Source organism: Pseudomonas sp. GW822-FHT02E03, from assembly GCF_058802325.1.
In genome coordinates, this window is sequence record NZ_JBXAOA010000045.1 from 1 (window position 1) to 12,680 (window position 12,680).

Annotated in this window: 11 protein-coding genes and 4 tRNA genes; 8 read left to right on the forward strand and 7 right to left on the reverse strand. The window is 59.3% G+C overall.

Features of this window, described 5'->3' with window-relative positions; all coding sequences use genetic code 11:
* The first annotated feature begins 488 nt into the window (after positions 1–488).
* On the forward strand, positions 489–731 hold the full coding sequence (locus tag AC1RQB_RS23760; RefSeq protein ID WP_063342496.1) for a DUF2790 domain-containing protein: 243 nt from the start codon (positions 489–491) through the stop codon (positions 729–731).
* Between the two features lie 8 nt (positions 732–739).
* On the opposite strand, the gene AC1RQB_RS23765 is transcribed toward AC1RQB_RS23760, so the two are convergent.
* The 3 genes from AC1RQB_RS23765 to AC1RQB_RS23775 all read right to left on the reverse strand — a co-directional run bounded on the left by AC1RQB_RS23765 (position 740) and on the right by AC1RQB_RS23775 (position 4,796).
* Positions 740–2,008, reverse strand: coding sequence for an OprD family porin (locus AC1RQB_RS23765; protein ID WP_063342495.1), 1,269 nt, complete (start codon positions 2,006–2,008; stop codon positions 740–742).
* Between the two features lie 111 nt (positions 2,009–2,119).
* The gene (locus AC1RQB_RS23770) at positions 2,120–3,331 is read right to left on the reverse strand and encodes a benzoate/H(+) symporter BenE family transporter (RefSeq protein ID WP_063342494.1); all 1,212 of its coding nucleotides are present in this window, start codon (positions 3,329–3,331) and stop codon (positions 2,120–2,122) included.
* A gap of 121 nt (positions 3,332–3,452) precedes the next feature.
* Positions 3,453–4,796, reverse strand: a complete 1,344-nt coding sequence (locus AC1RQB_RS23775) for an aromatic acid/H+ symport family MFS transporter (protein ID WP_063342493.1) — start codon at positions 4,794–4,796, stop codon at positions 3,453–3,455.
* Positions 4,797–5,123: 327 nt separating this feature from the next.
* On the opposite strand from AC1RQB_RS23775, the gene ppk2 reads away from it, so the two are divergent.
* From ppk2 to AC1RQB_RS23810, 7 genes are all read left to right on the forward strand, one after another.
* Positions 5,124–5,948 carry a polyphosphate kinase 2 gene (gene ppk2 / locus AC1RQB_RS23780; protein ID WP_007901960.1) on the forward strand — a complete coding sequence of 275 codons (825 nt, stop codon included), beginning with the start codon at positions 5,124–5,126 and terminating at the stop codon, positions 5,946–5,948.
* A 49-nt stretch (positions 5,949–5,997) separates the two neighbouring features.
* Positions 5,998–7,785, forward strand: a complete 1,788-nt coding sequence (locus AC1RQB_RS23785) for a SulP family inorganic anion transporter (RefSeq protein WP_063342492.1) — start codon at positions 5,998–6,000, stop codon at positions 7,783–7,785.
* An 82-nt stretch (positions 7,786–7,867) separates the two neighbouring features.
* Positions 7,868–8,968, forward strand: coding sequence for an AI-2E family transporter (locus AC1RQB_RS23790; protein WP_063342491.1), 1,101 nt, complete (start codon positions 7,868–7,870; stop codon positions 8,966–8,968).
* A 135-nt stretch (positions 8,969–9,103) separates the two neighbouring features.
* A complete protein-coding gene (locus tag AC1RQB_RS23795) occupies positions 9,104–9,730 on the forward strand; it encodes a DUF1780 domain-containing protein (RefSeq protein WP_007901952.1) in 627 nt (208 codons plus the stop codon).
* Positions 9,731–9,883: 153 nt separating this feature from the next.
* Positions 9,884–10,057, forward strand: a complete 174-nt coding sequence (locus AC1RQB_RS23800) for a DUF3094 domain-containing protein (RefSeq protein ID WP_007901951.1) — start codon at positions 9,884–9,886, stop codon at positions 10,055–10,057.
* Between the two features lie 60 nt (positions 10,058–10,117).
* The gene (locus AC1RQB_RS23805) at positions 10,118–11,416 is read left to right on the forward strand and encodes an NAD(P)/FAD-dependent oxidoreductase (protein WP_008068444.1); all 1,299 of its coding nucleotides are present in this window, start codon (positions 10,118–10,120) and stop codon (positions 11,414–11,416) included.
* A 340-nt stretch (positions 11,417–11,756) separates the two neighbouring features.
* On the forward strand, positions 11,757–12,158 hold the full coding sequence (locus tag AC1RQB_RS23810; RefSeq protein WP_008068435.1) for an HvfA family oxazolone/thioamide-modified RiPP metallophore: 402 nt from the start codon (positions 11,757–11,759) through the stop codon (positions 12,156–12,158).
* A 106-nt stretch (positions 12,159–12,264) separates the two neighbouring features.
* Here AC1RQB_RS23810 and AC1RQB_RS23815 read toward each other — a convergent pair.
* The 4 genes from AC1RQB_RS23815 to AC1RQB_RS23830 all read right to left on the reverse strand — a co-directional run bounded on the left by AC1RQB_RS23815 (position 12,265) and on the right by AC1RQB_RS23830 (position 12,679).
* Positions 12,265–12,341, reverse strand: a tRNA-Pro gene (locus tag AC1RQB_RS23815).
* 95 nt (positions 12,342–12,436) lie between these two features.
* Positions 12,437–12,512 (reverse strand) — tRNA-Lys (locus AC1RQB_RS23820).
* Between the two features lie 5 nt (positions 12,513–12,517).
* Positions 12,518–12,594, reverse strand: a tRNA-Pro gene (locus AC1RQB_RS23825).
* 9 nt (positions 12,595–12,603) lie between these two features.
* A tRNA-Asn gene (locus tag AC1RQB_RS23830) sits at positions 12,604–12,679 on the reverse strand.
* Between the last annotated feature and the right edge of the window lies 1 nt (position 12,680).

Consider the following 12,680-nt stretch of genomic DNA (forward strand, 5'->3'; position numbering starts at 1 on the left):
CCGCCGCGATCGGCCATCCATGGCCGTGCGCGGCTAACCCGGCATCCATGCCGGGTTGCCCACTGCGCAGAACCTCCGCTCGGCCTCTCGAGGGGGCGTGCATCGCAAAAGCAAAAGCGAGGCGGCCTACCGGCCGGCCTGACTTCAAGTGCACGCATTTCCCTGTAGGAGCTGTCGAGCGAAGCGAGGCTGCGATCTTTTGATCTTGCCGTGGCTCTGCTTTGGTTTTTGATCTTGATCTGCCCCTTTCCCTGAGGCCGAACGCAGGCGTTGCGCAGGGGGCTCCGCGGCATGGATACCGCGGTAGCCGCCCCCGCCGTAAGGGCGGAACCATAAGCAGCCATTACCGCAGAAACGGATATGTACCCGATCAAAAAGAACCAGCGATTGTTACGTTTCCTGTAAGGCTGAATCAGGCCGAGGCCCCTTTATCGGTCGTGGGCAAAGCCTAGAATTGAGCCATCGGAATCAACACGGAGTACGGAAAAATGAAAACCTTGATCAGCCTGTTTTTGACCCTCGCCGCCACCTCGGCCCTGGCCGCCGGCAACGCGCCAGCCGCCACCTCGCACAACCCGGCGCAGCCGCTGGACATCGCCAAGGTGGTTTCAGTGACGAACACCGCAACCGCCTGCGGGGTTGTGCCTGCGACCATGGAGTACGTCGATCATCAGGGCCAGACCCATCGCGTGACGTACGAAGTCATGGGTGACTGCACCACAGATCTGTGACCGCGGGCTCATAACAGCTTCCACGTGTAGCTGAGGATCAGGCGGTTTTCGTCGATATCACTGCGGTAGTTGGAACGCGCCATCACATTGCGAACACGGATGCCGAGGCCTTTGAGGCTGCCACTCTGCAGCACATAACCGATGTCCAGATCGCGTTCGCGGTCCTTGCCTTCAAAGCCCTTGCCGGTGTCGACGTTATTGCCGGTGATGTAACGCACGGTGCTGGTCAGGCCGGGCATGCCGAGGGCCGCGAAGTCGTAGTCGTAACGCGCTTGCCAGGAGCGTTCATCGGTGTAGGCGAACTCGTAGGTCGGCACCTCGTTGCCCAGCGGTGAGATGTTGGCAAACACCCGCGGGAAGGCGCTGTCGCCGAACATGCCCTGATAGCCGAGATAAAACGTGTGGCCGCCGCGCTTGGCCGACAGCAAGGAGAAGAACGCCTGGTTGTCGATATTGCCCAGCAACTTTTTGCCGTCTTCGCGCGAATCGTAATAGCCGAGGTTGGCACCCAAGGTCCAGTCGCCCATCGGCTGGCTGTGTTTAAGACCGAGAAAGCGCTGGTTGTAGATATCTTCCAGTTGCCCGAACCAGGCACTGACCGAGCTGCGTTTGTCATTGAAGGCGTAGTCGGCGCCAGCAAAGTTGAAACCATCGCTGCTGACCTGACGCTGCGGTACATGACCGAGCATGGCTTGCATCTTTTCGTCGCCGGCCTCGTTGCGCAGGCTTGTCGAATTCAAGTGGCCGCCTTGCAAGGTCAGGCCATCGATTTCACTGGAGCTGATGCTTGCGCCCTGATAGCTGGGCGGCAGCAGCCGGATATCGCTGAAGGCCAGCACCGGCACGTTGGGTTGCAACTCCCCCACTTTCAGCTCGGTCTTGGAGTAACGCATCTTCAGCGCGCCTTCCAGACGGCTGTAATCATCTGCCGCGCGACCATCATCGTGCACCGGCAGCAAACCGGTATTGACCCGGTCCGGGCTGCTGTCGAGTTTGAGGCCGAGCAGGCCGATGACATCCACACCAAAACCGACCGGGCCCTGGGTGTAACCGGACTTGACGTTGAGGATGAAGCCTTGCGCCCACTCTTCGGCCTTCGACTGTTGATTGGCCCCGACGATGTCGGAAAAGTCCCGACTGAAGTAGTAGTTACGCGCCTGCAAGGTGGCCGTGGTGTCTTCGATGAAGCCGCCCTCGGCGGCCATCACGCCACTGGAAAAACCCGAGACGACCGCCAGGGACAACACTGAACCGGTTGCTGGAAAAATCTGTTTCATCGCTGTTCTCTTATTGTTATTGATCGACAGGTTGAAGTGCTCCACCCGTGGCGGATTCGCCGCGAGGGATGGTGAAAACGGATAAGGATCGGGTTTCGATTAACTACTCGATCAGCGCGCCACCTCCTGCGCAGGAGCCGCTTGAATCGCCGGCGCGGGACGCCGGGCACTCAACAGCACGTGCGTGACCATGCCGAAAATCAGCCCCCAAAAAGCGGCGGACAAACCAAACAGCGACATGCCCGAGGCGGTGGTGAGAAAGGTCACCAGCGCGGCTTCGCGATCACTCGGCACGGCCATTGCGCCGGCCAACGCCCCGGCTATCGCGGCGAACAGCGCCAGCCCGGCCAGGGCTGCGATCAGTTCCTTGGGGAACGCCGAAAACAACGAAACCAGCGTGGCACCGAAGATCCCCAGCACCAGGTAACACAGCCCGCCCACGACCCCGGCCACATAGCGTTTGCGCGGATCTTCATGGGCCTCGCGACCGGTACAAATGGCGGCGGTAATCGCCGCCAGATTCAACCCGTGACAACCGAACGGTGCCAACAGCGCAGTGCCCAACGCGCTGCTGGCGATGATCGGGCCGGCCGGCGTTGGGTAGCCGCTGGCACGCAGCACCGCCATGCCGGGAACAAACTGGCCGGTCAGCGCCACCATCACCAGCGGCAAGGCGACATTCAGCATTGCACTCAAGCTGAACGCGGGGGTGATCCACACCGGCGTGGCCAAACCGATCACCAGCGCTTCGCGGTGCAAATCACCGGCAAGAAACGCCATCGAACAGCCCACCAGCAGCACCATCAACACCGCATAGCGCGGCATCACCCGCTTGCAGATCAGGTACGTGGCAAACATCGCCAGCACCAGCAATGGCTTGCCTTGCAACGAGACGAACAACCCCGTGCCGAAGCTGAACAGAATCCCCGCCAGCATCGCCGCCGCAATCGCCGCGGGCAGTTTGCCGATGATCCGGTCAAACGCCCCCGACACGCCGACCAGGAAAATGATCAGGCTGCTGACCAGGTAAGCGCCCACCGCCTCCGGCATGGAGATTCCCGGCAACAGTGCCACCAGCAACGCCGAGCCCGGTGCCGACCACGCGATGATCACCGGGACGCGGTAACGCAGGCTCAAACCGATACCGAGCACGGCGCTGCCGATGGAAATCGCCCAGACCCAGGACGACAACACTTCCCGCGAGAGGTGCGCGGTCTCGGCGGCCTGAAAGATGATCACCAAGGGGCCTGCGTAGGAAATCACCGTGGCGATAAATCCAGCGACGGCAGCAGACAGGGAAAAGTCCTGGAATAACGCTTTCATGAAACCTCGCCGCAAGACGCATCAGGCGATCCGTGGCACAGGCCCGGTCGCTCTTGTTCGGAAAAATGTGTGGGTGCCCAGGCCGGCGACACGGCGTGACGCCGTGCCGCCACTGCCGGGTTCAGGCGCTGGTCGGCGCCAGCGTCTGGGTGGCACCTTTGGCGCTGCGCTGGCTGCTGATGGCGAACACGGTCATGGCGAGAGCGGCCACCGCACCGGGCAAGGCAAACGCCATGAAGTTCAGTTGCAGCGGCAGACTGATCCCCAGCAAGGCACCGCCCAGCAGCGGACCGACGATCGCGCCGTTGCGGCCGATGCCCGACGCCCAGCCCAAACCAGTGGAGCGGATGGTCATGGAGTAGAACTGCGCGGCGCAGGCGTACAACAGAATCTGCGAGCCTATGGTGGTGGCGCCGGCAAGGGCGATCAGCAGGTACAACACCGGCATCGGACTGTTGAAGCCCAGCAAGGTGATCGATACCGCAGCAACGACGAAGAACACCGCCAACACACGCGGCAGGTTGAGCTTGTCGCCCAGCACCCCGCCGCCGACCGCGCCGAAAATGGCACCGAAGTTGAGTACCAACAGGAACGACAGACTCGAGCCCAGGCTGTAACCGGCGTTGGCCATCAGTTTCGGCAGCCAGGAACTCAAGGCGTAGACCATCAGCAAGCAGCAGAAAAACGCCAGCCACAGCATCAGCGTGCGCAGCGCACGACCCTCGCGGAACAGTTGCAACACCGGGGTGCCAGTGCCCTTCACTTCGCTCATGTGCAACTGATCGCTGGCGAGTGCAACGTAAGCCGGGTCAACCCGCTCCAGAACGTTGCGCGCCTCTTGATTGCGCCCCTGACGCAGCATGAAACCCACCGATTCAGGCAGGAAGTACATGATTAACGGCAACAACAGCAACGGCAGCACCGCCACGTAAAACACCGACTGCCAGCCGAAACTGGGGATCAGCACGATGCCGAGCCCCGCCGAGAGCATGCCGCCCACCGAGTAACCGCTGAACATGATCGCCACCAGCGTGCTGCGGATTTTCTTCGGCGCGTACTCGTTCATCAGCGCCACGACATTGGGCATCACCCCGCCAATGCCCAGTCCGGCAATGAACCGGCAGAGGCCAAACTCGGTGGGGTTACGAGCAAAACCATTGAGCACGGTAAAACCGCTGAAGAGCATCACGCACAGGGTGATGGCTTTCTTGCGGCCAATCTTGTCCGACAGCGGGCCGAAAAACAGCGCCCCGAACATCATCCCGAACAATGCATAACTTCCCAGCGCGCCGGCTTGCAGGGGACTGAGCCCCCACTCTTTCATCAGCATCGGCAACACCACACCGTAGATCACCAAATCGTATCCGTCGAAGATGATGATCAGGGCGCACCAGAACAGCACCATCCAGTGAAAGCGGTTGAATCGAGCGTTGTCGATCACCTCATGTACGTCGATCTTGCGCATGGCATCTATCTCTTGTTGTTGTTTTTTTAAGAGTCGGTAACGCGGCTAACGTCCGTACAGCCGAGGGTAGAGACACCGGGCACGGGGCAATAGCCGCTTTGCGCAGATCGCTATCCGTTTTGTGCAATGCCCTGTAGCAACCCTGTAGAGGGTTGATTCATGGACTAGACTCACGCGGTTGGTGATGGAGTTGAACGTCAAGAGCAGAGGGCCGTCCACGACTGACGCCAGGTTTGCTCGAAGCAATGCGCGATCTGCAAGCTGATAGCTGCACCTGCAGGGTCCATCTATCGGTAGTCAGCGACTGGCATAGGTGAGGCTTGGGTCATGGCAAAGGACAAGAAGAAAACCCCTGTAAAAAGCAACTCCGCTGAACCCTTGAAACTGAAGAACAAAGACTATCTTGAGCAGTTACGCCGACTGCATGTCGAACTGGTCAAGTTGCAGGAATGGGTGAAACAAAAGGGCATCAAGATCTGTATCGTCTTCGAAGGGCGGGATGGCGCCGGCAAGGGTGGGACGATCAAGGCGCTCACTGAGAGGGTGAGCCCGCGTGTCTTTCGGGTGGTGGCGCTACCTGCACCGACCGATCGCGAGAAGAGCCAGATGTATATACAGCGCTACCTGGCGCACATGCCCGCGGCTGGCGAAGTGGTGATCTTCGATCGCAGTTGGTACAACCGCGCAGGGGTCGAGCGCGTGATGGGATTTTGTACCGATGAGCAGGTGACCCGTTTCCTGGCCCTGGCCCCCCTCATGGAACGCATGATGGTCGACTCGGGCGTCATGCTGTTCAAGTATTGGCTGGAAGTCAGCGAAGAGGAGCAGACTCGCCGGCTCGAGGCTCGGATCAAGGATGGCCGCAAAACCTGGAAACTGACGCCCATGGATCTCAAGTCATACAGCCGCTGGTATGACTACTCGCGCGCACGTGACGACATGTTCAAGTCGACCGACACCGATCATGCTCCGTGGCTTGTGGCCAACTCGAACGACAAGAAGCGGGCCCGCCTCAACATCATCTCTGATTTGCTCAGCCGTATTCCGTACAAGAATGTACCGCGCGAGAAGGTGATTTTGCCCAAACGGCAGAAATCAGGCGGCTATCGTGAACCGGATTATCCGCTGCGGCGAATTCCGGAAAAATTCTGACCGGCACGTTCAAGCGGATCTGCGCTGTACACCAAAGGGCCACAGTCCTATGAGCCATTCGGATGCTTCGCCTCCCGTCCCGGAACCGGGACGCATTGCCCATCGCAACACCGGCGGCGACACCGGTTGGAGTCGTTGGCTGCCCGGACTACGCACGCTGCGCGGTTACAAAATAACCTGGTTGCGGCACGACCTCGTGGCCGGACTGGTGCTGACCACGATGTTGGTGCCTGTCGGCATCGCCTACGCGGTGGCATCGGGCGTACCCGGCATCTATGGCCTTTACGCGACCATCGTTCCGCTACTCGCTTATGCGCTGTTCGGACCCAGCCGGATTCTGGTGCTGGGGCCGGATTCCTCGCTGGCTGCCGTCATTCTCGCCGTCGTGCTGCCACTGTCCGGCGGTGATCCGCATCGTGCCATCGCCCTTGCGAGCATGATGGCGATCGTATCTGGGGTGGTGTGCATCCTGGCCGGCATAGCGCGCTTGGGCTTTGTCACGGAGCTTCTTTCCAAACCGATCCGCTACGGGTACATGAACGGGATCGCGCTGACGGTATTGATCAGCCAACTGCCGAAGTTTTTCGGTTTTTCGATTGAATCCGACGGCCCGCTGAGAAACCTGTGGGCGATCGCTACGGCTGTAATGGAGGGGAAAACCAACTGGACCGCCTTCATGGTCGGCGCAGGCACCTTGGCCGTGATTCTGCTGCTCAAGGGCAACAAACGCGTGCCGGGCATTCTGATCGCCGTGGCAGGGGCGACCGTCGCCGTGGGTGTGCTGGACCTTGCAGCGCGTGCGGGAGTGTCAGTTCTTGGCTCTCTTCCGCAAGGCTTGCCTGCGTTCGCCATCCCCTGGATCACCCGCGATGACATCGTCCCCGTCCTGATCGGCGGCTGCGCCGTTGCCCTGGTTTCGTTCGCCGATACCAGCGTGCTCTCACGTGTCTATGCGGCGCGGACCCGCACCTATGTGGACCCGAACCAGGAAATGGTGGGCCTCGGCGTCGCCAACCTGGCCGCCGGTTTTTTTCAGGGTTTTGCGATCAGCAGCAGTTCGTCACGTACGCCCGTGGCCGAGGCTGCAGGCGCCAAAACCCAGTTGACCGGCGTCATCGGCGCGCTTGCTGTTGCCTTACTGCTGGTGGTGGCACCAGACCTGTTGAAGGATTTACCTACCAGCGCACTGGCTGCGGTGGTGATCGCCTCCGCCATCGGCCTGATTGAAGTCACCGACCTGCGACGCATTTATCGAATCCAGCGTTGGGAGTTCTGGCTGTCAATCGTCTGCACCATCGGCGTGGCCGTGCTGGGTGCGATCGAGGGGATCGGCCTGGCCATCGTGATCGCCGTCATCGAATTTCTGTGGGATGGCTGGCGTCCTTACTCTGCCGTCCTGGGACGCGCAGACGGCGTGAAGGGTTATCACGACATCAAGCGCTATCCCGACGCGCGCCTTGTACCCGGCCTGGTCCTGTTTCGCTGGGATGCGCCGTTGTTTTTCGCCAACGCCGAGTTGTTCCATGACCGAGTGCTGGACGCCGTGGCTGCATCGCCTACGCCAGTGCGCTGGCTGGTTGTTGCGGCGGAACCCGTCACCAGCGTGGACGTGACCTCCGCCGACATGTTGGCGGAACTGGACGAAACGTTGCACGCGGCGGGTATCAAGTTGTGCGTGGCCGAGATGAAGGACCCGGTCAAGGACAAGCTGAAGCGATTCGGGCTTTTTGCGCGGCTTGGCGAAACAGCGTTCTTTCCAACAATAGGCTCTGCAGTCGACAGCTATCTCGCGATACATCCGGTGGATTGGATGGGTCGGGAGGACAAGAGTCGCTGAGCGGCATGTTCACCGGCTCACTTGCGACCAGGGCTGGACTTACCAAATGCAGGCCCTTGCCACTCTCTACAGGAGGTAATCCATGGTTCCCATACCCATGCTCGAAAAGGTTTTTTCCCGAGACCTGCTCGATGTGCTGATTCGTGCCGGAGTGATTGCCGTTCTGGTGATGTTCTGCTTTCAGATATTCAGCCCGTTCCTCGATCTGATGCTGTGGTCGGTGATCCTGGCAATCACCCTCTACCCCTTGCAAGTCAGGTTCAAAAGCAAGCTTGGGAATAAAGACGGGCTCACCGCAACGCTGATCGTATTGGTCGTCATCAGTATTCTTATGGTGCCTATTTATTTGTTGGGAGCCTCGATTGCGGATTCCGTGGAGAAGGTCATGACCATGGTCAAGACCGACAGTTTCCATATTCCGCCACCCTCCGATGCGGTAGCCAGCTGGCCACTGGTGGGCGAACCTATTTATAACTTGTGGGCGCAAGCCACCACTGACCTGCCCGATCTGGCACACAAGTTCATGCCGCAGATCAAAGGTGTCAGCCTCTCCCTGCTGAGCAAGCTTGCGGGTGTCGGCATGGGGCTCCTTTTATTCATCGTCGCCCTGATTGTTGCCGGTATTTTTTTAGCGTATGGAGAAAGTGGCCATCGTAGCGCGGTGCAAATCGTTACGCGTTTCAGCGGTCCAATCAACGGGCCGAAAATCGCCGATCTGTGCACCGCAACCATCCGGGCAGTGGCGTTGGGGGTGGTCGGTATCGCCTTCATCCAGATGCTGTTGGTGGGCATCGGCTTTGTGTTCATGGGCGTCCCCGGAGCCGGCCTTCTCGCCTTGGCGGTGCTGCTTCTTGGCATCATGCAGTTACCGGCCACCCTGATTACCCTTCCGGTCATCGTCTTTGTTTTCATGAGCGAAGGTGCCAGTACGGCGACCATTGTGTTTGCCATTTATGTCTTCATCGCGGGATTGGTCGATAACGTCCTCAAACCGCTGCTGCTGGGTCGTGGTGTCGATGTGCCGATGCCCGTGGTGCTGATCGGCGCCTTGGGCGGCATGGTCACGGGCGGTATCCTCGGCCTGTTTATCGGCCCTGTGATACTCGCGGTCGGCTATCAGCTGTTCTGGGAATGGGTGGATCAAGCGCAAGAACCCGGGCCAGATAATCAGGGACAGACCTGACACGGCGGCAGAGGATATTCGGTGATGAACACCCATAGGCATACCAGAAAAAACGGCTGAAGAAATCCCGACAGACTTTTTTCTTTTGCGACAGACTTATTATTCAGATCACATTTGAACGCTAAGCTTGGGCCTATGGATGATTCAGATTATTTACGCCTGCTGACCATTGCGGCCGAGCAAGCCAACACGTTCCTCTCCAATGCCCGCAAATGGGAGCGTGAGCGTTGGGTTTGCCAGCGCCTGCTGCAAGGCCTGAACATTCCCTATCGCGCCGACGAATTTGCCCCCGCCGGGGAGCCTCCGGACGTGTTGTTCCGCGACGCGAACTTCGAAGTGTTCTTCGTGCTCGACGAGGGTCGGCGCCTCAACGATGAATGGCGCGACGAGCTGCAACGTCGACGCAGCGCGTTTTCCCTGAGCCAGCTAGTGCGCCGCGAGGCGAAGCCCCGGCGCATCCCGGCCAATGAATTTCTGCTGAGACTGGCGCCGACCTTGCGCAAAAAAGCCCACAACTACAAAGAGCGTGGCATGGACCTGGGGGATCTGGACATCATCGCCTTCGCCAGCCTCAAGCGCGAAGTGCTGGACCTCAACAGCCACTTTCCGCCGCCCACCGAATACCTGCGTCAGGGCTGGCGCTCGTTGTCGCTGGTCGGCCCGACCTTCGCCCGAGTGTTGTTCGCCCACCCGGAAGCCCCGGATTTCCTGCGCAGCAACCTGGGGCGCAGCATCGTTTTCGACGTCGGGATCAGCCTGTGAGTCCGTTGCAGGAGTTGGTCGCCGAGTGTTACAAAGTGGAATCATTCGCCATTCCCGCCAGCAACTATGCTCCGTTCCATACCGGATAGGTCGCGACATCGCTGCGCGCTGTAGCGTCTACACATTCAGCAACGTCTACCTGACGAGGCCTTTATGACCAGCCGCCTGAACCCCGACGACCAGAAGCATGTCGAAGAGTACCTGAACCTGTCCCAGCACCAAGTCGAGCGCCGGCCTTTCCGGCCGTGGATGCTCCTGGTGCTGGTGTTGGCAGTGACCATGGGTTTAGGCCTGTTGAGCCGACTTATCAGTTACCTGACGCTATGAGTTGCATCGCGCTCGCTCGGGTAATTGCACCGATTTCTTTTAGCCTTGCGAGATATCCCCATGACTCATCGTATTGTCATCGTTGGCGGCGGCGCCGGCGGTCTGGAGTTGGCTACCCGTCTGGGTAAGACTCTGGGCAAACGCGGCACGGCCAGTGTAATGCTGGTCGACGCGAACCTGACCCACATCTGGAAACCGTTGTTGCACGAAGTGGCGGCAGGTTCCCTGAACTCTTCCGAAGACGAACTCAACTATGTTGCCCAGGCAAAATGGAACCACTTCGAGTTCCAGCTGGGGCGTATGAGCGGGCTCGATCGCGCACAGAAGAGAATCCAGCTGGCCGCCACCTACGACGAGGCCGGTCTGGAGCTGGTTCCGGCGCGCGAAGTGCCTTACGACTCGCTGGTGATTGCCGTCGGCAGCACCACCAACGACTTCGGCACTCAAGGCGCGGCGCAGCACTGTCTGTTCCTTGATACCCGCAAACAGGCTGAGCGCTTCCATCAGCAACTGCTCAATCACTACCTGCGCGCCCATGCCGGGCAAACCGACACGGTGCAACAAATCAGCGTGGCCATCGTCGGTGCCGGTGCCACCGGGGTCGAACTGGCAGCGGAACTGCACAACGCCGCCCATGAACTCGCGGCCTATGGCCTGGACCGGATCAAACCGGAAAACATGCACATTACCCTGATCGAAGCCGGGCCACGGGTGCTCCCTGCGCTACCGGAACGGATCGGCGGCCCTGTGCATAAAACCCTGGAGAAACTCGGGGTCAACGTCATGACCAATGCGGCAGTCAGCGAAGTGACGGCAGACAGCCTGATTACCGCCGATGGCCAAGTGATCAACGCCAGCCTCAAAGTCTGGGCCGCCGGGATTCGTGCGCCGGGCTTCCTCAAGGACATCGATGGCCTGGAAACCAACCGCATCAATCAGCTGCAAGTATTGCCGACCCTGCAAACCACCCGCGACGAGAACATCTTCGCCTTCGGTGACTGCGCGGCCTGCCCACAACCGGGCACTGATCGCAATGTGCCGCCGCGTGCCCAGGCTGCGCACCAGCAAGCTTCGTTGCTGGCCAAATCGCTGAAACTGCGGATCGAAGGCAAAGCCCTTCCGGAGTACAAATACACCGACTATGGTTCGCTGATTTCGCTGTCGCGTTTTTCGGCTGTGGGTAACTTGATGGGCAACCTGACCGGCAGCGTCATGCTCGAGGGCTGGCTGGCGCGGATGTTTTACGTATCGCTGTATCGCATGCACCAGATGGCGCTATATGGCGCGTTCCGCACAGCGATGTTGATGCTGGGTAGCAAGATTGGGCGCGGGACTGAGCCGCGGCTGAAGCTGCATTAAGATTTTCGGCGTTACTTAGGGCCTCTTCGCGGGCAAGCCACGCTCCTACAGTGGATCTGTGTCGTACACAAAATGTGCGACCACTAATGATCTTGTGGGAGCGTGGCTTGCCCGCGATGCAGGCGCCTCGGTCCAACTTCCAGGCACTTGTGTTTCTCACTGTATCTCCCCCCTGATTCCATCCCTTCGCTTACAAAGCCCCCCTTGCGCGACACAGTAGCGATACACCACGCCCGCTAAATGGCCACACCCGAGCAAGGCACTGCCTGCTTCGGTCATCGCCGCACTCACGTGGCGTCCTTTATCGAGCGGTTGTGTTGTGCAACCCAGGAGATTTGTAATGTCCCGTACCACTACTCTCAGCAAAAACACCGTTGGCCTGCTCGGCGCTGTCCTGGCCGGCGGCGTGATGTTGTCCGGCTCCGTATTCGCTTCGCAGCCGCTGACTCAAGGCTACCTGCTGGCCTCGGCGGAACAGGTCGTGAAGACGCCCGAAGGTAAATGTGGCGAAGGCAAGTGCGGCGATGCTTCGATGGCCCGGACCGATACCGATGATGACGGCCAGGTATCCCGCGCGGAGTTTTTGAAAGTGGCGCCCAAGGCCGATTTCGACAAGATCGACACCAACCATGACGGCCAAATCTCGGAACAAGAGGCTTTTGATAACGTGAAAGCCAACTACGAAGCCAATGGCAAAAAAATGCCAAAGGGCTTGTTCGAGCACCTGAAAGACAATAGTTAAGCCTCTGAAGGCCCAAGCCCTGCCTCTGCGTCGAGAAGCAGGGCTTTTCTGCATTTGCAGCAGACAAAAAAAATCCCCGTATCTTTCGATACGAGGATTTTTAATATGGTCGGGGTAAGGGGATTCGAACTCCTGACATCCTGCTCCCAAAGCAGGCGCGCTACCGGACTGCGCTATACCCCGGTAAAAAAAAGGCACCTTTGAAAGGCGCCTTCTGCGAACAGAGCTTTTGGCGTCTGATCTTAAGATTCGATTCCAGCGTTAACTGGTTTCAAAAATGGTGGGTCGTGTGGGATTCGAACCTACGACCAATTGGTTAAAAGCCAACTGCTCTACCAACTGAGCTAACGACCCAAAAATGGTCGGGGTAAGGGGATTCGAACTCCTGACATCCTGCTCCCAAAGCAGGCGCGCTACCGGACTGCGCTATACCCCGGTTTGAAATTGGCTCCGTGACCAGGACTCGAACCTGGGACCCAATGATTAACAGTCATTTGCTCTACCGACTGAGCTATCACGGAA